We start from the raw sequence: 20312 nt of genomic DNA, 5'->3' as shown, positions 1-20312 counted from the left end.
GTGGAGAAGATGGGAAAATGAGTATCCAAGAGAAACTGACTGCCTTGACTGCCATCTTTCAACAGATGGAAAAGGCGTTGATAGCCTATTCGGGGGGGGTAGACAGTAGTCTAGTGGCTAAGGTAGCCTATGATGTGTTGGGTGACAAGGCATTGGCCATCACTGGGGTATCCCCCTCCCTACTACCAGAAGAGTTAGATGAGGCACAACAACAGGCTGATTGGATAGGAATCAAACATGAATTGATTGAAACAGAGGAGATGAACAATCCCAATTATACTGCCAATCCTGTCAACCGTTGTTATTTTTGTAAAAGCGAATTGCATGACAAACTAAAAATTATTGCCCAACAGAGGGGTTATCCCTATATAATTGATGGTGTTAATGTGGACGATTTACAGGATTATCGTCCAGGTATTCAGGCTGCCAGGGAGAGGGGGGTGCGTTCGCCTCTAGCAGAAGTGGGGATTAGTAAAATAGAAGTAAGGGAAATCTCCAAACTTTTAGGATTGCCGTGGTGGGATAAGCCTTCACAACCCTGTTTGTCTTCCCGTTTTCCCTATGGCGAGGAAATCACCCCAGAGAAATTATATCGTGTTGGCAGGGCGGAAATCTATCTCCGCAAGTTGGGATATAAAAACCTACGGGTAAGACATGATGGCGACACTGCCAGAATTGAATTAATGCCACAAGACATTCAAAGGTTTATCTGCAACTGCAACCTCCAAGAATTAGTCAGCTACTATCAAAGCCTTGGTTTTAAGTATGTCACCTTGGATTTAGAGGGTTATCGCAGCGGTAAACTTAACCGACAGTTACCTTCCCACCCTTGACAGTCGCCTCTTCTCCGTGCTATGAGGGGGTGTTGGCGACAGGCGGAGGTACTGTCAAGGTGCTTGTGCTGGTAATTTTTTTATTGAGAAAAATTATCAAAGGGAGAGGTGCAGCGGGAAAGAATAATGTAAAGAGGAAAATAGAAGTAGGAAAGGAGAAGCCGGGTGACAGAGGGGATGTTTTGTTAAATAATATTAAGTCGATTGAAGGATAATAGCAATCATTGTAGGCATATAGTCTCATGGAAAAGATATCCCGTAGGAGTTTACTAAAATTATCAGCTATTGCAAGCATTCTAGGGGCAGTAGGTTATTCTCGGGTGGCAAAGCCAAAACCGACAATTCATGTATGGGATAATCTCCAGTTACCCACTCGTGTAAGCCAGCCGAAAAGAGTGGTGGTGATAGGCGGCGGTTTAGCGGGTTTAGCCTGTGCCTATGAATTAGGCAACAGGGGGTTTGAGGTTATACTGTTAGAAAAGTCACCTCAGTTGGGGGGGAAAATTGCTAGTTGGCAAATCCAGGTGGGGGAGGAGAAATTTACTATGGAACATGGTTTTCATGGTTTTTTCCCCCAGTATTATAATCTTTGGAGTATTGTGAGGGAAATTGCCATTGAAAAGAATTTCCAATCTCTCAACTTTTACTCCCTTTTGTTCAAGGATAACAAATACAAACCAGAAGTGTTCCGCCCCTCCCATTCTAGTTTTCCCTGGAATGTTGTGGATTTAGCCATTTCCTCCCCCAATTTCCTTAGTTGGGGCATAGACTTGACCAATCCAGGGCATTGGGGCGTTTTTCGTGCTATTACTAGTTTTAAGATCCCAGACACCTATAACAGTTTAGATCATATTTCCGTCACCCAGTGGGCCACTAATATCCCTCAGGGGTTGTTTGACTTATATTTTTTGCCTTTTGGTAAGTCCACCCTAAACGCGCCAGATTTGTTGAGTGCGGGGGAATTAATGCAATTTTTCCATTTCTATTTCTTCGGCAATCCCGAAGGTTTGGCCTTTAATGGTACTGTAGACGATATGGGTAGAAGTTTAGTGACTCCCATTGCCCAATCTATCCTCCACAATGGGGGTAAGATTATCACGGAGGCTCATATCAGTAGGATTGTTTGTGAGAATGGCAGAATCACCTCTCTACAATTTTATAGAGGGGGTCAGGGAATTGGCAATGTGCCCTTCTGGGTAGACTCAAACCCTTACCTTAGGGATGACTATTATGACTATTATGGCGCTGGCGACCAGCTTTTTGCTGTAGCTAAGGACAATGATTTAGCATTGTCTCTCAGTTGCACCCACCAAGGATGTGTAGTTAGTAGACAGGAGGATGGAAGTTTTATATGTCCCTGTCATGGGGCGGTGTATAATCAGAAGGGGGAAGTAAAACTACCTCCTGCCAAGAGAAATCTTGCCAAATATAGGGTAGTGGAGAGGGAAGAGGGGAGAGTGAAATTAGTGGCCACTGACGCCACCCCTGCCATGCCAGAAACCCTCACTGCCGACTATTATGTAATTGCCACTGATGTGAGGGGGGTTAAACATCTCTTCCGTTTAATAGAGGGGGATAGGGAGAGTTATCCGGATACTCTTTCCCAAGTAGAGAGTTTAGCATTAGCTGACCCCTTTGCCGTTGCCCGTTTTTGGTTAGACAGGGATTTCTACTGGCCCCATAGTAATTTTACCTCTCTTTCTGGTTATCGTTTAACGGACAGTATCACTCTTTATCATCGTATTCAAAGAGAGTATAAGGAGTGGGCGGAAAAAACTGGTGGCAGTGTGGTGGAATTACATGCCTATTGTTACAAAGAGAAGGATTTCCCCACGCAAACGGATTTGCTAAATACTTTTAAACAGGAGTTGATAGAAATTGTACCGGAGTTGGCAGGTGCTAAAATTCTCCATCAACAGTTGGTAAATCAAAAAAATTTTTCTGGTTATCCCCCTAATAGTTACAAAAATAGGCCAGAAACTGAAACTCAAATTGCCAATTTGGTGTTTGCCGGCGATTGGGTTAAAATGCCTTTCCCTTGTGGTTTAATGGAGAGGGCAGTAAGTAGTGGTTTGCTAGCGGCTAATGCTATTTTACACAAGGAAGGCCTAAAAAGACGTAATTTGTTTTCTGTAAATCCCTCTGGTTTTTTTAGTATTTAGTAGTTGCCTGTTTTTTCCCCGGCAAATTCTTACTCTCCTCCAGCAGCGGACAACCACCATATACCACCTCTCTTCCCCCCTTTTGCAGACATTCTATAGTCTGAGGGGAGGTTATCATCCTGTCGCATTTTCTGATTTCTGATTGTACATATACTCTATCTCTGATAGCACTTAAACACTCCAGGATATTGGTGGAGTGGGGGCGAAATTTTTTCCCACAAAGATATATGGCATCTGGATCAAAGAAAATGCTACTTTTTAGTAAATTGTTGCAGTTTTCCCTAAGAGAAGAAACAGTGAGGGATTGGCATATATTATCTACTTGTTGTAGCAGCCTCTTATAGTACAAGATATCCCTTGTAGTCTGAGAAGAGGCTTTAAAACTTCCCCAAGATAGTAGGAGGAAAACAAGGGGAAGGATGTGAAGTGACTTCATAGCACTATTTACCTGCCAATTTTACAAAATTTCCGAGAATTTGTAAGCCTAAATCGGCAGATTTTTCCGGGTGAAATTGCACTGCCATTATGTTTTCATGGGCAATGGCGGCGGTTACAGTCTGTGTGCCATGGGTAACACGAGCGGCCACAACCTGGGGGTTTAGTGGAAAGACAAAGTAGGAATGGACAAAATAGACATAGAAAGAAGAGGGGAGATTATGCCAAAGAGGATGGTGAGACTGTGTCAGTTCTATTGTATTCCACCCCATGTGGGGAATAGTTAAACCCGGCTCAGATTGAAAACGTTTGACAGTGCCTGGAATGATGCCCAAACCCCTTTCCTTCCCCTCTTCGGAGGAGTCAAAGAGTATTTGCATTCCCAGACAAATACCCAGAAAGGGTTTGCCACTTTTGACAAAGTCCAGGATGGGTGGAATTAAATCCCTCTCTTGTAAGTGTAGCATAGCGGGGTCGAAAGAACCCACACCCGGGAGAATAACAGCATCAGCGGCGGTAATATCTTTTGGGGAATGGGTGATGAGGGGAGTTGCACCAGCTTTTTCTATCCCCTTAGCCACTGAGTGTAAATTTCCCATGTCGTAGTCGACGATAGCCACAACAGTCATGGTAACCTTCCCTTCTTGCTGTTGGATAGTATTATTGTCAAAAAACTCACCCCTGGGGGTGAGGCCAGGAAAAGATGTGATACAATGCCAGGGGTTAGGCTGTTACAAAATTAACCAGTTTGCCAGGCACAACAATAGTCTTTTTCACTTCTTGATTACCAATGTATTTCTTAGCAATTTCAGAGGCGAGGGCGTATTTTTCTATTTCCTCCTTGGTGGCATTGGCTGGCACTTCTATTGTACCCCTGGTTTTCCCTTTTACCTGGATGACAATAGTAATAGTTTCTGCTACGAGGGCCTTTTCGTCAGCAACTAACCAGGGTTGGAGGTGTACAGATTCGGTATTGCCAAGTCTATGCCATAATTCTTCACTGATATGGGGGGCAAAAGGTGCTAATAATCTTACTAGGGTTTCAATGCCTTCCCGATAGACAGGGGAATGTTTAAGGGGATTATCCTTGAGAGCGTTACTTAATTTCATCAACTCGGAGATGGCGGTGTTAAATTGATAGTCTCCCTCTAAGTCTTGAGTAATCTCTTTGATTGCAGTATGGATTACGCGTCTTAAGTCCTTCTCCTCCCTGGTAAGCTGAGTCTTGTGAAAATGGGCATCCTTAGCGGCATTGGGATTATCTATAAATTCGTTTACCAGTGTCCAAACCCGGTTGAGGAAACGATATTGGCCTTCTACATCAGCACTATCCCATTCTAGATCTTTTTCGGGGGGTGCTTTAAAGAGAATAAACATACGGGCAGTATCAGCCCCATACTTGGACAACACTTCCTGAGGGTCAACCCCATTATACTTGGACTTAGACATTTTCTCATAAAAGGTGGCCACTGGCTCATGGGTTTCCTTATCCCACCACTGTCCATTTTCGTACACCACCTGGTCTGGCCGTAAATATTTACCCGTGTTTACATTCTTATAGGTCAACCCTTGTACCATCCCCTGGGTTAATAGTCTACTAAAGGGCTCAGATATTTTCACTAGCCCTCTATCCCGCAGTACCTTTGTAAAAAATCTAGAGTACAACAAATGGAGAATGGCGTGTTCTATACCGCCTACATACTGATCTACGGGAAGCCAATCATTGACTTTATCAAGACTAAAGGGCTGTTTATGGTTGTGGGGATCAGTATAGCGCAAGAAGTACCAGGAAGAGTCGATGAAGGTGTCCATGGTGTCGGTTTCCCGTTTAGCGGGTTTCCCACACTTAGGACAAGGTACATTCACCCATTCTTCCAGTTTAGCTAAGGGGGAGGGGCCCCTGCCGGTGAATTCCACATTCTCTGGAAGAGTAACGGGCAAATCCTCTACCGGTACTGGTACTATACCACAGTCAGGACAGTGGATTATAGGAATAGGACATCCCCAGTAACGTTGTCGGGAGATTAACCAGTCTCTGAGACGGTATTGTACTTGTTGTCTGCCAAAACCCTTCTCAGTGGCGTATTGAATAATAGCCTCTTTGGCAGCCTCACTCTCCATTCCAGTAAATTGGCCACTGTTAACCAGTATACCGGCTTCTGTGTAGGCTTGATTGAGGGTGAATTCTTCTTGTTGGGCGTCTTTGGGGATAATAACTAACTTGATGGGTAACTGATTCTGCTTAGCAAATTGGAAATCTCTGGTATCATGGGCTGGCACTCCCATTACCGCACCAGTACCATATTCATAGAGCACATAATCGGCTACCAGGATGGGGATTTCCTCGCCGGTGAAGGGGTTAATAGCCTTGCCACCGGTTAGAATGCCTCTTTTAGGCTTATCCTCAGCAGTGCGCTCTATTTCACTTTCTTGGGTAACCTCTTTTATAAACGCCTCTACTGCTTCTTTTCTGTCTGGGGTGGTAACTTGCAGAGTTAGAGGATGTTCAGGGGCTAACACCACATAGGTTACACCAAAAACCGTATCAGGGCGAGTGGTAAATACGGGGATTTTTTCCTCCCTTCCCACGATAGGGAATTCCAGATAGGCGCCTATGGACTTGCCTATCCAGTTCTCCTGCATTATTTTAACCTTTTCTGGCCACCCTGGCAATTTCTTCAAGTCTTCTAGTAATTCCTCGGCATAGGCGGTAATTCTTAGAAACCACTGTTTTAGCATCCTCTTTTCTACCTTGGCACCGCTGCGCCAGGAGTAGCCATCGGCAGAGACTTGTTCATTTGCCAGTACTGTCTGGTCTACTGGATCCCAGTTTACCGCAGCTTCCTTCTGATAGGCCAGTCCTGCCTCAAAAAATTGTAAAAACAGCCACTGGGTCCATTTATAATATTCTGGGGAGCAGGTGGTAACTTCTCTTGTCCAATCGATGGACAACCCTAGATCTTTCAATTGGGCACGCATTTGGGCTATATTTTCATAGGTCCATTTGGCAGGATGGATTCCCCTGTCTATGGCGGCATTTTCTGCAGGCAAACCGAAGGCATCCCATCCCATAGGGTGTAATACTCGATATCCCCTCATCCTCTTGTAACGGGCAATGACATCTGTGATAACATAATTACGCACGTGCCCCATGTGTAACTTCCCTGAAGGATAGGGAAACATGGAGAGGGCATAAAATTTGGGCTTGTCGCTGTTTTCCTCTGTCAGGTATAGTTGAGCCTCAGACCATTTTTTTTGCCACTTAGCCTCAATTTCACTGGGTTTATAGGGAGTTTGCATAAGAGAGTCGGCTGTCTACTACTTTTTCTTAAACTAGTTTATCCTTATCCGCGGTGGTAGGAGGGGCAGTACTATACAACGTTTTGATATGATAGAACCAGTTAGCCCTACTCAAAAGCCACCTGCCTATGACCACTAGACAATGGCAACCCATTATTTTACAATTAGAAAAGGTTCTGGGTACTGACGGGGTTGTTAAGCGGAAAGAGGAACTGTTAACCTATGAGTGTGACGGCTTGCCCCAATACCGCCAACGCCCTGCTTTAGTTACTCTCCCCCGCACCACTGAACAGGTGGCAGAGATTGTTAAGATTTGTAACAAACATAAAATCCCCTGGGTGGCAAGGGGTGCGGGCACGGGTTTGTCGGGTGGTGCACTACCAGTGGAGGACTGTATTCTCATTGTAACAGCCAGGATGAGACAGATACTGGCCATTGATTTGGAGAATCAGAGGGTGGTAGTGCAGCCAGGGGTAATCAACAACTGGGTGACTCAGGCTGTCAGTGGTGCTGGTTTCTATTATGCCCCAGATCCGTCCAGCCAGATAATCTGTTCTATTGGTGGTAACGTAGCGGAAAATTCCGGGGGTGTACACTGTCTAAAATATGGAGTAACTACTAATCATGTGTTGGGGTTGACCATTGTGACGGGAGAAGGGGAGATTGTTAAAACTGGGGGGATGGTGTCAGAAATGCCACTATTTGACCTAACAGGCTTGTTTGTTGGCTCAGAAGGGACTTTGGGCATAGCTACGGAGATTGTGTTAAGAATATTAAAAAGGCCCGAGTCGGTGTGTGTGGTACTAGCAGATTTCAACAGTATTGAGGAAGCGGGGAGTGCGGTGGCAGGTATCATCCAGGCGGGTATAATCCCAGCGGGGATGGAGATGATGGACAATTTTAGCATAAATGCGGTGGAGGATGTGGTGGCCACTGACTGTTATCCTCGGGATGCCCAGGCTATCTTATTGGTGGAATTGGACGGTTTAGAGGTGGAGGTAAAAGCCTACAAGGAGAAGGTAGCAGAGATTTGTCGTCGTTGTGGTGCTAGAAGTATTACCTCTGCCAGTGATGAAGCTACCAGGATGAAGTTGTGGAAAGGGAGAAAGGCGGCTTTTGCTGCCATGGGGAAAATTAGCCCTAATTATTTTGTACAGGATGGGGTAGTGCCTCGCTCTAAACTACCTCAAGTTTTAGCAGAAATTAACCGTCTCAGTGAGAAGTATGGTTTCCCCATTGCCAATGTTTTCCATGCCGGTGATGGTAACTTACATCCCCTTATTTTATACGACCAGTCCGTAGAAGGGGCCTTTGCCAGGGTAGAGGAATTGGGAGGGGAAATCCTTAAACTTTGTGTGCGGATGGGTGGTAGTATTTCCGGCGAACATGGTATTGGGAGTGACAAGAAGTGCTACATGACGGAGATGTTTACGGAAACCGATTTAGAAACACAGCAGTATGTGCGTCGCTGTTTTAATCCCTATGGATTAGCCAATCCCGGCAAAATCTTTCCCACCCCTCGCACTTGTGGGGAAACGGCTAATGCCGGCAGGAGTCAATTCAAGGGCGTCGTTGCCTTTTAGCTGTTTTAACTCCCTTGGCAATAGCATATCCCATTGTGCTTCTGAGAAGAGCCATAGATTACTTGTCATGGCAAAACCGGTAGCCGCAAATTGCCAACCCCCAAACAGAGGCAACAGGAAAACCATGATGGCGTGAATCAAGGCAGATAGGAAAAAGGCGCGGGAGTGGAGCATCCAACCCGTTATACCATAGCCTATGGCGCTTAGAATTAACCACAGATGACATAAATGGGATAGAATATAGCCCCAACCCAGAAAAATGGCACTATCCGTCAATGCCATCCCCAACAACATCAGGATTACCCAAGCATACAGCAATTCTGTTATTTTCTCCCATACTGTCCAACTGTGGGTGAGTGTTATCATGGCTATTATGCCTACCAGAGTGAGAATTGACCAGAAAATAGCCTGAATTTGCCAACTTATCGTCAAAAATTGTCCCCCCATGAATATTATCCCCGTTACCAATCCCCATACCAACATCGCCTGGTCCACACATGTATATATCCCCGAAAGGTATAATTTCTCTACCACCTCTACCCTCACACATCTCATCTGCCTATAGGTTTCCAGATTACAATACAGTTGTTTTTTTTGTAATATCGGCTGTTGCGGCTTAAAAAAACTCATTATCTCCCCAAGTTTTTCCTTTTTTGCTGAAAAGGCTTAATAAAACTTAACAATATTCTAGAATAAAAGCCGGGCGGGAAAACACTTTTCTTGTCTGTTACTGGGATTGTTTCCAGGTATCAATTAGATATTTAGCCAAGGCAATGGTTGTCAGATGTTTTTTGGCATAGGCATATAGGCATTCCAGGTTGGTAATATACCCTTGTAAATCAAAATTCCCTTCCCGAAAATAGTCATCTGCTATTGCCATTAGTTTTAATACTTCATAGCGGGGAAATCGATGCATTGTTAGATGGGGGCAGTCATAAATTTCATAGAAATAGGGGGCGCATCCTTGGGATATTATTTCATAGTGGCGCAGACAATCCCAACCGGCTTTTTTCATGGTAACCCCGTAGAAACTTTCCTGATATTGTTTATAGTAGGACTCTTCTGTTTCGTACACATAAGTAGTCCTATCTGTGGGGTTACAGGGGGCGAAAAAATTAGTTTTCTCCAGACTAGCTATATCTTTGACAAACTTCTCTTCTGGCATAGCCAAATGAATGGGATACACCCACCTATTTTCAGAGTATAACTCTCTCTTAAAGTATATCCCTCTTGTCAGAAACGGCAGTAGAATTTTGGGGTAGTCTTCCCCGTCGACAAAAATTATTTCCCCAGGTGAATAACTCTCAAAAACTAGTGGCAAAAAATCCTGACAACGCCAAACACTGCCATAAACAACCAAGTCAAAATAACGAGTCCTTATCTTGTTTTCTACATCTTCCCTGTCTACCTCCACGTCATCTAATAAGCCATATAAACTAAAGCCTTTTCCATATAATTTTATCCTCTCATCCTGGGGAAAAGTTTTATAAATATAGGGTATTTTGTTGACATCAACCACAGAATCTCCCAACAAGCATCTTAACCCATGAAATAGGGAGTCGCACTGATAGTCTGGATAGTTTCCGGGGGAAATAAACAGAATTTTCATAGCGAGTTTAAATATCCTTCATAATTGTGTGCGAAGGGCGTGCACAACCAAATCCCTTGCCTCCGGGGATGATACAGTTTTAACTTCCATAATTCCCTTGGATGTCTCTTCGAAATTCCCCCAGTCGGAGTCGGGATTTAAGTTTGTGGCCATAATCTAGCACAATTATATTAAAGTCAGGACGGAACTTTCGGAGGGCAATAATTAAACGCCAAAAATCCCCAATCCAATTTAGTGTCATCCTCCCCCTACTCGCCTCGGGAAAATTGGGTGGCAACATGCTATGAATCGCCACACGTCCTTCCCTGTCACTGTATTTTTCCATGTTTATAGAATATCTCAGGGCAAACTCAAATAAATGCATCCCGTCTATAAAGGCTAAATCTATTTTAACCCGACTAAGGAACTGATTCTATGTTTATAAAACATCTCAAGGTGAACTCAAATAAGTGCATCGTCTATAAAGGCTAAATCTATTTTAGCCCGGCTAGATAAATGAGGGGCATCTCCCTCAAGAAATCAATCGCTGGTTTTTGGGCACATTTTATACCTTTCATTTTCCGCTACACTGGGGGTGGGTTTAACCCCTATTATTCTTTCTGCTTTTGCTAAACATAAACTTCTTCCACCAGCAACTCCTATAGGTTTGACACATTCGCGAATTGCCAATAACACTCCCAGATAATCATTTTCCTCCACCGGCCTATAAATTTTACCATTTATTTCTTTTGTAATAAAATCAATATAGCCTCCTAATTTAAGTTGTACTTTTTCCACTTCAGAGTAGCCCCTCCTGCAAAGCCCGTTCTAATTTTAATGCAAAATGTTCGTTGTATCCGCCACAGTGTTTAGCCATTTCTGATGACAATATTTGTCTAAATTGAGACTCTAATTTTTCTTCAGTAATCCCGGTTTTTTCTAGGGCAGCAATGCCATTACTCCAAGTCAGGTATGCCGCCAACTCATCCCCATTATAGAGATAACTTAGTCCTAAATAGATATAGCTATCCCAACAGGTGTAGTCAACTTCTATACTTTGTTCATATAACTGGATTGCTTCCTCATATTCCCCGTTTTCAAAAAGAGTTTTAGCTGCAATTTTACGGCAGAAATCTACAACAAATTTAGTTTCGTCAATACCTGTTTCTAAGGTGGAGGTAAGCGCCTTTTGTAAGTACTCAGTGGCTGGACGCTGAGACATAAGTTGAAAGCCTCTTTCTGCTATTTTTTCTCTCTCTTCGTCTTTATCTAAATACTCTATACAGGCATCCACCAAACTTTCATAATCACAAAAGACTAGCCCTTTGGAAAAATAATCTTCTTCCTCACTATTGTTGCCTTTTTCCGAGATTACAAACACCCTATTAGCTAACAAATAAGATATTCTGACTATCTCAAATATCTTGGCATCATAAAAGTGTATGTTTAGTACAATTTTAGACCTAGCTATATAACTGTCTCTTTCCTCCCCGTATACACCGAAGAGAGATTCTACTCTTACCCCTTTTGCTAATAAACCATCAATGATTTTCTGACGACGTTCATTTATTGAACCATAAAACAGCACATCTATATCCTTGTTGGCAGCATGAGAAATCCGGGTTAGTTGTGGCATGTAACCTATGGGCAAGTATTCAATTCTGTCAATCCCCCACTGTTTGAGTTGACTAATATTAGCCAAACTGTAATCCCAAAGTGGATACTGAAACAAATAATCTTGATAATTCCACCCCTTCTCAAAGAAGGGGGAGTTTGCATATATTTGTTCCAGATTATAGAGGATAATCCGCCGTGGTAAATTTTTCAGGGGTATACGACATATACTAATTGAAAATACAATGTAGATACGGTCGTCAAGACTAGTATCGGAGGTGAAGAGGCAATCGTATCCCAACTCCCTGGCGGCGTGGAGAATAGTCTCCTGTATTTCCCTGAAACATTTATGGTGATGCCAAGAAACGTCCAAAATAGCCAATTTGTCCGTGTTACTCTTAGTATTAGACATAATGTTAGCCATTAGGTTGCCCACTGTCTAAATATTACTGGCGGGGGCATTGGTTTTCTACTATCAGGTTGCTACCCTAATCCTGTCACTAATACCCCCCGGGGGGAGAGGAGTTTGCCACTAGAAGACTATTGCTAGCCAATTAATACTAGTTGGTAATGTTTATCTCCTGAATATTTTTGCCGAGGGTTATTAAGTCGGCTTTGATGGCATTTTCATTGCCTACTATGAGGGTTACAATCTTATCTGGCTGGAAATATTTTTGCGCTACTCTCAAAACATCCTCTCGGCTGGTATTCTTCACACCCTGTTGGTATTGGAAAATAAAATCCTGGGGATAGCCATAGTATTCGTATGTCATCAGGCGGGAAAGGGTTTGAGAGGGATGTTGGAATTGGAAGACAAAGGAGTTGAGGATAGAATCCTTAGCATAGTCCAATTCTGTGTCTGTAATAGGGGAGTTGCAAAGTCGTTGGATTTCTTCTATAATGCTCCTTATAAACTGAGTGGTGGTCTCGCTTTTTGTTTGTCCTCCGGCTATAAACACTCCGGGATAGTCATAGTTAGCCTGCCAGCTGCCAAAGACAGAATAGGCTAAACCCTGTCTGCTACGAATTTCTTTAAACAGTCTCCCCCCAAAGCCGTTTAACACCCCATTGATGACACTCAAAACGGGATAGTTGGCATCCCCTAGTTTTACTCCTATATGCCCTAGTATAATATGACTCTGAGTTAACTGTGGCCTATTGACAATAAACACGCCTTCTGTGGTTGCTTGTTGGGGCTCACTGATGGTATAATCCGGCGTCATGGTGGAGTCCGTATGCCAGGAGGCAAAAAGCCGTTGGATTAGTTGCTTCATCTTGGCTGAGTCGAAATCCCCCACCATCCCCAAAATCATTGCCTCCGGACGTACATATTGGCGATAAAATCTTTGTATGTCTTCCCTTTGGATGTTGTCTAGATGTACATATTCTATCACCCTGGCATAGGGGCTATCTTGGCCGTATATTAACTTGGCAAACTCTCTTCTGGCAATATCCCCGGGATAATCGTTGCGACGGGAGATTGTACCACGGACTTGGGTTTTTAACAATTCCAACTGTTGACTGTCAAAGCGGGGGGATTGGAGAATTTCTGCAAAGATGGGCAATACGGTATCTATATCATAACTGAGGCTGGAAAAACTAATACTGGCCGATGTGCGGGTGACACTGGTTTCTATAGATGCCGCCTTCTGTTCCAGAATAGCATTTAACTGTTCAGGAGAGTAGTGGACTGTACCTCCCAAACGCAACAATTCTCCAGTTAATTCTGCTAACCCCACCTGAGAAGGAGGATCAAATATTGAACCCATTTTTAGCAACACAGTACCACTTATCAAGGGCAAACTATGATCCTCCATCAGATATACTACCATGCCGTTGTCCAACTGATAACGTTCATAACTAGGTATGGTAATGGGTGCCAGCGGCGGGTATTTTAATTTCTTATATCCTGGTGTTACATCTGCCTTTGCCTGATTACCCAGAAATACAACTATAACCAAGAGGGCGATTATAGTTAACCAACACCACTGTTTTTTCTTGTCTTTATTTGCCACTTTCATAATACTTGCCTAGGGGGAGGAGAGTGATGCCGTTATCCCGTATATGGTAGTCCATTTTCTCCTCCCCGGGTTAGTTTATCTCAGATAAGTATAACTACGCAAGTTTCGCTCATAATTTTTCAACAGGCGTTGAGAATGTTCGATTTCAATTTGTCTTTCATTTATGGCCATTTCTGCAAGACAACGCATTTTTTCCATCAAATCTTCAGGGGAGTATTCTACATATCTGAGAACATCTGTTACTGTGTCGCCTTTTACGACGTGTTTAATGTTATAATTGTCCCCATTAATCTCAATGTGGACTACATTTATATCCCCGAAAAGGTTGTGCAAATTGCCCAGGATTTCTTGATAGGCTCCTACTAAAAACATTCCCAAATAATAGGGTTTAAACTGTCTTTCCTCGGGGTTTCGGCCATTTAATTCTAGGGGGTGCAATTCTAGGGCGTGTTTTACGTCTAACAAGTCAATGAATTTGTCAATTTTGCCATCGCTATCACAGGTTAAATCAGCTAAAATTGCCTTAACAGTCGGTTTTTCGTTGAGGCGGTGAATGGGGAGAATTGGGAAAAGTTGATCTATCGCCCAGGTATCGGGGGCGGACTGGAATACGGACAAATTGATGTAGTAGGTGGAAGTCATCAATTCTTGCAGTTCGTTTAAATCATCACTAACATAGCTCTCATTCTGAGTAATTAGATATATTTTTTGACAGCAAGCCCAGTATAATTGTTCAGCCTGTGCCCTTTCAGCTAATGTGAGATAGCCAAAATTAAATAGACTGATTGCCTCTTCCTTAAACTGGATGGCATCGTGGTACATTTCCTGATAGTTGGTATCGTCAATAGTGTGATAGGTTTCCCATAGATTACGCAGAACTGGATGGGCTTTTTCTGGTTTGGAAATAGGGATATTTAACAGAGGGTTATTGCTGTTTACCACATTAAAAATCAAGACAGAATGGTGGGCGGCGATTGCCCTTCCGCTTTCACTAATTAGGATGGGATGGGGCACATTTTTGGCATCACAGGCATCTCTAACTGCCGCTACAATGTCGTTGGCATAATTTTGCATATTGTAGTTTTTAGAGGCATAAAAGTTGGTTTTTGAGCCATCATAATCTACTGCCAAACCGCCGCCAACGTCCAGGTATTTCATCCCGGCACCCATATTGTATAATTGCACATAAATTTGACTTGCCTCCCGAATAGCGTCTTTAATTACTGCAATGGAGGATATTTGGGAGCCAATATGAAAATGTAGTAGTTTCAAACAGTCTAATTTATTCTGCTCACGTAAGTGTTCTACCACCATTACAATCTCGGGTATAGTAAGCCCAAATTTTGCTCTCTCTCCCGTGGAATTGCCCCAATGGCCGGTGCCTTTTGTTTGCAGTTTTGCCCTGACGCCTAGCTGAGGTTTTAGGTCATATTTATCGCTTAGTTTTAGTATAGTAAATAACTCGTTTACCTGCTCAATTACTACTATTAAATTGTGGCCAAGTTGTTGAGCCAAAAGGGCAGTTTCTAGATAATCTTCATCCTTGTACCCATTACAAATCAACAATGTTTCGCCGGTTTTATCTACATCTAAAGTGGCCAAAGCAATCATTAACTCCGGCTTAGAGCCAACTTCTAGGCCAAAATGGTACTGTTTGCCATATTTGACTAATGCTTCTACTAGTTGGCGGTGCTGATTACATTTTATGGGATAAACACCTCTGTAAACATTTTGATAGCCATAACGCTCAATGGCATTGTACATGCATTGGTGGAGTCGGTGGAGACGATCAGCTAAAATGTCAGAAAAGCGAATGAGTAAGGGAAGATGAATATCTCTTTTTTTGAGACTTTCTACTAGGTGGAATAGGTCGATTTTGTAGCCGTCACCTCGAGGCGCCACTGTGACGTTTCCTTCCTCATTTATATCAAAATAAGGATGACCCCAGCCTTCAATCTGATACAATTTTTTGCTGTCTTCAATAGTCCATAATTCTCCCATTTCTTCCTGTTACCCTCTCAAAAAAAATAACCCCCCGGAGGGGAGAGACTCCTATTATTTGATAATAACTCAAATATCCCTGATGGGCAAGAAAATTACAAAAAAAATAGCTAGCCTCCCCCGCTGATTTCGCCACCCGGTGAATTTTAGTAATGAGTCGGTTGAAATGAGTCAGTTGGATTATAGGCCTATCCATTGTAACCACCAGATGGCAACAGCCAAAAGGAGAAGTAGAAGTAAAGAGATAAACCGTGGAAGTGTGATGTTAACTTTTGCTGTTACTTCCAATTTCTCCTTCTTCTCCCTCTCCCTCCTCTCCCTCACTCCAGTCTTCTTCACTCCAGTTAATTCCCTCTAGTTGTTGGCAGGAGGAATCCTCATCTTCATCTTCTTTTAGCCACTCTTCCCATTCCTCTCCTATTTCCATTTTTACTTCTCCTTTTTCCTTTTCCTCTTCTTCTCCTGCCGATGCCATTGCCAATTCCAATGCCGCTGCCGCCTCTATCATCATTTCCTCTTCTTCTGCCTCTAATTCTCCTTGTAATTGTGAGGCGGGGATACTAGAATCTCTACACACACCGTTATGATGGGTAATTTTCTCCCCTTTAGCCAACAACTTTTCTTCTTCTTCTGTTTCCTCTCCTAGGATGTTATCTGTTATACTGTCAATCCAAGCCTGCTTTTCTTCTTCTTCCCCCTCATGGCTTTCTGTTTCAATTTCTATATCTTCTGTGTCTCTGCCCGTCATTATTTGAAATACTTTTATCAGGGTTTCTCTATTCTTTTGCCATATTTCATATGCTTGTTTTCTTTGACATTCGTGAAATTGTGTAAGCTGTATTTCCTCTGGTTTTGTTAGATTTGTAAGGGCTTCTGTTCTATTTATTATATTGGTTATCCCTTTTAGTAAATTTATTCTTGTTTCCCAACGCAGTTGCGCTTTTTTTGAGATGGTTTTAATCTTCAATTCCAGGCTGTTAGCCAATGCCAGAAGGAGTGCCTCTCTGTTTTTGCCCTCCCTCAGTAATTCTCTAAATTCTTCATGACAGCTCATGTTTTTTCTCCCTCATTCAGAGCAGACATAAAACCCTTTTTTCAAACCACCTAAAAATCCTGATTACTTTCCTCGATTATTAATAGTAAATCTCGAAAAGTCTTGCTATTTTTAATCAGATATTGTTGGGCTTTTTCTACTTCTTTAAAGTGCAGTTCAGTAAGAGATTCATCTCCCAGATGGTGTTCAATTTCGTTTTCTAAAATGTCAATAACACTGTGACAGGAGGAGGATTTAGCATCAGCATCGCAAGAGGTTTCGATTTCGATTCTGAGAAGGGAGGCAAAAGCTATAGCCTTGGCTTCATCAATTTTACCCTCTCTGATTTTAGCCTTAACTTCTTCCAGGGTGTTCATAAAAAATCTCTGGGTGACGACGCCAATTAGTTTACCTTAGAATTAACAGATTTTTCACCCCAAAAGTCTAAGACGGTGTAACCCAAGTCTGCCAACATAGTGCGTAGGAGGGGTAGACTCAAGCCAATAACATTGCTGTGACACCCCACAATTCTGTCTATAAACAATCCCCCTTTTCCCTCCAAGGCGAAACAGCCGGCACACCTGAGTGGTTCACCTGTAGCCACATAGGCTTCAATTTCTGAGTCTGTAACAAAGGAGAAGTACACCTCAGTTACAGCACAACGGACAATTTTCCTCTGCCTAGTAGTATCTATCAAAGCATGACCAGTGTAGAGTAGGCCTTTTTTGCCACGCATCAGTTGCCAACGGGAAATAGCCTCTTTAGCGTCGGCGGGTTTACCATATATTTGTCCTTCCACTTCCAACAGGGAGTCACACCCCAATACTAGGGCGTCTTTATAGAGTTGGGCCACAACAGTCGCCTTTCTTTCTGCCAGGGTGGCGGCTAAATCATAGGGTTTAGAAAGGGTAACGGAGGATTCGTCATAGCCACTGGGGGTGACAATAGGGTTAATTCCCACGGTTTCCAGCAGCTTTTTCCTGGCGGGGGAGGCGGAAGCGAGTACAAATTTAATCATAACTGGCGGCATCAGATATACCCTAGGAGAGGGAAAAAGACTTAGCCATGGTTTTAAAAAGGGTTTCCACTTGAGGCCAACGCTCTTCAGTGGTAGATATGTTAAAGGTATAGAGTTTGCCGTTTTTGGTGGCAACGGCAGCTATGTTGTGACGATAACTGCCATTGGGCTGCTTGACCCTATATTCTAACAGATAATAGTTTTGCAGATTTTCCTCTTTTTTCTCTGCCCCAATCAATTCCGCCTCAATTTGACTGTTGGGATTCTGATTTACTAGTTGCATAAAACGATACCCTATGTCAGAAGGACTACCCAAGTCTTCTAATTTAGTATTCTTGTCTACCTGGCTGATAACCACACTCAGATTCTCACTTCTTTCTATCAAATCCCGGAAGACGACATCTACCCCTTCACTGGCGTTTTTTACATTTACCTGTATCCAACCATTAGGATAAAGGAATTGATACCCATCGGCTCCATCGATGTATGCCTTTAAACCGGCAGTGGGGGAAACACAGCCAAACAAAGTCAAAAGTATAATAATGGGGGTAACAATGCGAAGAATAAAGGACTTAAACATATTGTCTTCCTGTTGATGGATTGTGTTATTGGGCTTATTATCCCATTTTTGCTGTCCGGGGGGAATAGCCGTGGTAGGATGGTGAACAGTTCTAATGGCGTCGATTGTTTTTATGATGAATCCGCGCTCCAGCCCAGTGTAACTTATCCCTAAGGGTTTGATAGAATGAATAGGACTCCCGGAGGATGATAAATTGGGCAAGACATTCTGCCATTTTTATTTCCACCCATTGTCCTGGCCAAATTGTAGTGGCTAGTACGCCGTCTGTCCAGAGTTTGTTTTGAGTTTCATAGTCTCCCAAAGGCCAAATGCTAACTAGGGAACGAGGTGGTAGAATGAGGGGACGACTGGATAAACTAAGGGGGCAAATGGGGGTAACGGCAATAGCACTCATGCCGGGGTGTATAATAGGGCCGTGGGCCGAGGCAGTATAACAGGTGGAGCCGGTGGGTGTAGCTACGATTAGACCATCTCCGTGGTACTGGTCTACTACTTCGCCATCTACTTCCATTTCTAGCAGACAGGTAGGCATTCTTTCCAAATAGCCTGGTTTGACGCACATCTCGTTTAAACAGTAATACCGTTCGCTAACCGCCACCACCTCTTGGTTTTGATTCCTCTCCCACACCCTTGCTTCTAACATCATTCGCCTTTCCACCGCATACAAGTCGTTTTCCAACCGTTCCCATACTTCTTCTGTATTTTCAAATAATTCAAACGGCTCAGTCAAGAAGCCTAGATGTCCTCCCACATTTACTGCTAGAATGGGGATGTTTTCTGGTGCCAGGTGACGTGCTGCCGCTAAAACTGTTCCATCCCCGCCGAAAACGATTCCCAAATCGATTTTTTGCTTGGCCGAGTCCAAAAATACCGGGTAGGGGTTATTTTTAATACCACTTGGCCCTAACATTACATTGCAGTTGCGATTCTCTAACTCAAGGGCGCACCTTTCTGCCCATTTTTTACTATTTGGATCATCTGCTTTATAGGCAATAATCACCTGTTGTAGCCGCACGTATTCCCTCCCCTTCCCAGTTTTCTTTTCTAATTCTAGCGAAATTTGTTCCTTTGACAATTTTCTCTAAATGTTCCTGCCCCCGTGGCCGAGAATTAAATTTATACCCTTGCAAATGCGGTGGCACACGTTTCCCCATGCCGGCACGGCAGGAGTTTTTTATGAACCAAAATGGCTCTTTATTTAAAAATAAAAAATAGCGGAGATAAAATGAGGAATAATTGATGGGCCATTTAGATAAATCAAGTAATGGCGGAATATGAAAATGAGAGTTGCTCAGGGGTTACATAGCGAAGAGTAAAGGAGAATTATATGGTTTTAAATATTTTCAGAGAAGAGGAAGTGTGCTACCATCAGGGAATTGTGGTTTAAAAAGATAAAACAGGAGAAATAAATGTGGAAGAAAAGGGAAGGGGAAGCATGGAAATTTTGCCTTTGTGCCTTGAGAAAGTTGATGGATTGAATATATGGACCCGGGGAAGGCGGAGATTGAATGTCAGGAAATGGAAAAGTTATCCAGAGGCGGGGGAGAATAAAAACAGGCCCCCGTTGAACCAAACAGGATAAAATTTTTAACGTATTCCTGTGAGAGGGAGTGGTTTTCTGGGTTAATATTACCTAGAAAATATTAAAAAGGGCGTGAGGAGTATTTGCCAATGGATTTGAAAGATTATGCCTTGAAAACCCTACAAAAAACCAGTCGGACTTTTTATATCCCCATTGTACGCCTTCCAGAGGGATTGCAAGAAGCAGTCACTTCCGCCTACCTGTGTATGCGCGCCATCGACGAGGTGGAAGATCACCCCCAGATGGACCCTGCCACCAAGATAGAAATTCTTACTAGGATAAGTTGTAGCGTACAGTCAATTAATAGCAACACCAAAAGGGAAGAAATAGCCGCAGTACTAGAACCATACAAAGATATTCTACCAGAAGTGAGTTATCATTTCGCGGATTGGGCCTTTTTGGCTCCCCCCTCCATTGCAGGGAGAATATGGGATGCTACCGCGGCTATGGCAGATAGAATGGCCTACTGGGTAGGGAAAAACTGGGCTATCAAAACCAAACAGGACTTGGACCAGTATACCTTTAGTGTGGCGGGGGCGGTGGGCCTACTATTGTCTGACCT

The 20312-nt window shown here is 43.2% G+C and carries 20 protein-coding genes; 5 read left to right on the top strand and 15 right to left on the bottom strand.

Translation table 11 applies throughout. From position 1 onward, the window contains the following. The first annotated feature begins 17 nt into the window (after positions 1-17). The 3 genes from larE to IGQ44_02475 are packed head-to-tail and all read left to right on the top strand — an operon-like array spanning position 18 to position 2995. Positions 18-833, top strand: a complete 816-nt coding sequence (gene larE / locus IGQ44_02485; protein HIK36846.1) for an ATP-dependent sacrificial sulfur transferase LarE — start codon at positions 18-20, stop codon at positions 831-833. Between the two features lie 32 nt (positions 834-865). Further along, complete coding sequence (locus tag IGQ44_02480; GenBank protein HIK36845.1) at positions 866-1048, top strand: hypothetical protein; 183 nt, start codon at positions 866-868, stop codon at positions 1046-1048. 27 nt (positions 1049-1075) lie between these two features. Beyond that, positions 1076-2995, top strand: coding sequence for an FAD-dependent oxidoreductase (locus IGQ44_02475; GenBank protein HIK36844.1), 1920 nt, complete (start codon positions 1076-1078; stop codon positions 2993-2995). On the opposite strand, the gene IGQ44_02470 is transcribed toward IGQ44_02475, so the two are convergent. The 3 genes from IGQ44_02470 to leuS all read right to left on the bottom strand — a co-directional run bounded on the left by IGQ44_02470 (position 2985) and on the right by leuS (position 6730). Continuing rightward, positions 2985-3431: a hypothetical protein gene (locus tag IGQ44_02470; GenBank protein HIK36843.1), complete on the bottom strand. Its 447-nt coding sequence runs from the start codon at positions 3429-3431 to the stop codon at positions 2985-2987. The two genes, IGQ44_02475 and IGQ44_02470, sit on opposite strands and share 11 nt — an antisense overlap. A 4-nt stretch (positions 3432-3435) precedes the next feature. After that, positions 3436-4059, bottom strand: coding sequence for an imidazole glycerol phosphate synthase subunit HisH (hisH, locus tag IGQ44_02465; GenBank protein ID HIK36842.1), 624 nt, complete (start codon positions 4057-4059; stop codon positions 3436-3438). Positions 4060-4153: 94 nt separating this feature from the next. Continuing rightward, the gene (gene leuS / locus IGQ44_02460) at positions 4154-6730 is read right to left on the bottom strand and encodes a leucine--tRNA ligase (GenBank protein ID HIK36841.1); all 2577 of its coding nucleotides are present in this window, start codon (positions 6728-6730) and stop codon (positions 4154-4156) included. 128 nt (positions 6731-6858) lie between these two features. Between leuS and glcD the strand changes: the two genes are divergently transcribed. Beyond that, entirely contained in the window at positions 6859-8313 is a 1455-nt protein-coding gene (gene glcD, locus IGQ44_02455) for a glycolate oxidase subunit GlcD (GenBank protein HIK36840.1), read from the top strand. Here the strand turns inward: glcD and IGQ44_02450 are convergent. The 12 genes from IGQ44_02450 to IGQ44_02395 all read right to left on the bottom strand — a co-directional run bounded on the left by IGQ44_02450 (position 8218) and on the right by IGQ44_02395 (position 19183). Next, a complete protein-coding gene (locus IGQ44_02450) occupies positions 8218-8943 on the bottom strand; it encodes a hypothetical protein (protein HIK36839.1) in 726 nt (241 codons plus the stop codon). The genes glcD and IGQ44_02450 overlap by 96 nt on opposite strands. 97 nt (positions 8944-9040) lie before the next feature. Continuing rightward, positions 9041-9922 carry a hypothetical protein gene (locus tag IGQ44_02445; GenBank protein HIK36838.1) on the bottom strand — a complete coding sequence of 294 codons (882 nt, stop codon included), beginning with the start codon at positions 9920-9922 and terminating at the stop codon, positions 9041-9043. A 79-nt stretch (positions 9923-10001) separates the two neighbouring features. After that, positions 10002-10247, bottom strand: coding sequence for a hypothetical protein (locus tag IGQ44_02440; protein HIK36837.1), 246 nt, complete (start codon positions 10245-10247; stop codon positions 10002-10004). Between the two features lie 194 nt (positions 10248-10441). Continuing rightward, positions 10442-10699 (bottom strand): hypothetical protein, encoded by a 258-nt coding sequence (locus tag IGQ44_02435; GenBank protein HIK36836.1) that lies wholly within the window; start codon positions 10697-10699, stop codon positions 10442-10444. A gap of 1 nt (position 10700) precedes the next feature. Next, complete coding sequence (locus IGQ44_02430) at positions 10701-11927, bottom strand: hypothetical protein (protein HIK36835.1); 1227 nt, start codon at positions 11925-11927, stop codon at positions 10701-10703. Between the two features lie 148 nt (positions 11928-12075). Then, positions 12076-13536: an insulinase family protein gene (locus IGQ44_02425; protein HIK36834.1), complete on the bottom strand. Its 1461-nt coding sequence runs from the start codon at positions 13534-13536 to the stop codon at positions 12076-12078. 75 nt (positions 13537-13611) lie between these two features. Beyond that, positions 13612-15537, bottom strand: coding sequence for a biosynthetic arginine decarboxylase (speA, locus tag IGQ44_02420; protein HIK36833.1), 1926 nt, complete (start codon positions 15535-15537; stop codon positions 13612-13614). A 265-nt stretch (positions 15538-15802) separates the two neighbouring features. Further along, on the bottom strand, positions 15803-16591 hold the full coding sequence (locus tag IGQ44_02415; GenBank protein HIK36832.1) for a hypothetical protein: 789 nt from the start codon (positions 16589-16591) through the stop codon (positions 15803-15805). 50 nt (positions 16592-16641) lie between these two features. Then, positions 16642-16947 carry a hypothetical protein gene (locus IGQ44_02410; protein HIK36831.1) on the bottom strand — a complete coding sequence of 102 codons (306 nt, stop codon included), beginning with the start codon at positions 16945-16947 and terminating at the stop codon, positions 16642-16644. 26 nt (positions 16948-16973) lie between these two features. After that, complete coding sequence (gene maf, locus IGQ44_02405) at positions 16974-17588, bottom strand: septum formation inhibitor Maf (protein HIK36830.1); 615 nt, start codon at positions 17586-17588, stop codon at positions 16974-16976. Positions 17589-17610: 22 nt separating this feature from the next. Then, positions 17611-18168: a photosystem II reaction center PsbP family protein gene (locus IGQ44_02400; protein ID HIK36829.1), complete on the bottom strand. Its 558-nt coding sequence runs from the start codon at positions 18166-18168 to the stop codon at positions 17611-17613. Between the two features lie 91 nt (positions 18169-18259). Beyond that, positions 18260-19183 (bottom strand): NAD(+) kinase, encoded by a 924-nt coding sequence (locus IGQ44_02395; GenBank protein HIK36828.1) that lies wholly within the window; start codon positions 19181-19183, stop codon positions 18260-18262. 656 nt (positions 19184-19839) lie between these two features. Here IGQ44_02395 and IGQ44_02390 point away from each other — a divergent pair. Further along, positions 19840-20312: squalene/phytoene synthase family protein (locus IGQ44_02390; protein ID HIK36827.1), on the top strand; the 473-nt coding region annotated here is incomplete at its 3' end.

Origin of the sequence: Geminocystis sp. M7585_C2015_104 (assembly GCA_015295805.1) — a bacterium.
Classification (GTDB): Bacteria; Cyanobacteriota; Cyanobacteriia; order Cyanobacteriales; family Cyanobacteriaceae; genus DVEF01.
Note: the sequence above shows the minus strand (reverse complement) of the source record. Positions and strands in the feature narration are given on the sequence as shown.

Coding starts and splice junctions, on each gene's coding strand:
- larE (HIK36846.1), top strand. CDS start 18: ATGAGTATCCAAGAGAAACTGACTGCCTTGACTGCCATCTTTCAACAG.
- IGQ44_02475 (HIK36844.1), top strand. CDS start 1,076: ATGGAAAAGATATCCCGTAGGAGTTTACTAAAATTATCAGCTATTGCA.
- IGQ44_02470 (HIK36843.1), bottom strand. CDS start 3,431: ATGAAGTCACTTCACATCCTTCCCCTTGTTTTCCTCCTACTATCTTGG.
- hisH (HIK36842.1), bottom strand. CDS start 4,059: ATGACTGTTGTGGCTATCGTCGACTACGACATGGGAAATTTACACTCA.
- leuS (HIK36841.1), bottom strand. CDS start 6,730: ATGCAAACTCCCTATAAACCCAGTGAAATTGAGGCTAAGTGGCAAAAA.
- glcD (HIK36840.1), top strand. CDS start 6,859: ATGACCACTAGACAATGGCAACCCATTATTTTACAATTAGAAAAGGTT.
- IGQ44_02450 (HIK36839.1), bottom strand. CDS start 8,943: ATGAGTTTTTTTAAGCCGCAACAGCCGATATTACAAAAAAAACAACTG.
- IGQ44_02445 (HIK36838.1), bottom strand. CDS start 9,922: ATGAAAATTCTGTTTATTTCCCCCGGAAACTATCCAGACTATCAGTGC.
- IGQ44_02440 (HIK36837.1), bottom strand. CDS start 10,247: ATGGAAAAATACAGTGACAGGGAAGGACGTGTGGCGATTCATAGCATG.
- IGQ44_02430 (HIK36835.1), bottom strand. CDS start 11,927: ATGTCTAATACTAAGAGTAACACGGACAAATTGGCTATTTTGGACGTT.
- IGQ44_02425 (HIK36834.1), bottom strand. CDS start 13,536: ATGAAAGTGGCAAATAAAGACAAGAAAAAACAGTGGTGTTGGTTAACT.
- speA (HIK36833.1), bottom strand. CDS start 15,537: ATGGGAGAATTATGGACTATTGAAGACAGCAAAAAATTGTATCAGATT.
- IGQ44_02415 (HIK36832.1), bottom strand. CDS start 16,591: ATGAGCTGTCATGAAGAATTTAGAGAATTACTGAGGGAGGGCAAAAAC.
- IGQ44_02410 (HIK36831.1), bottom strand. CDS start 16,947: ATGAACACCCTGGAAGAAGTTAAGGCTAAAATCAGAGAGGGTAAAATT.
- maf (HIK36830.1), bottom strand. CDS start 17,588: ATGATTAAATTTGTACTCGCTTCCGCCTCCCCCGCCAGGAAAAAGCTG.
- IGQ44_02400 (HIK36829.1), bottom strand. CDS start 18,168: ATGTTTAAGTCCTTTATTCTTCGCATTGTTACCCCCATTATTATACTT.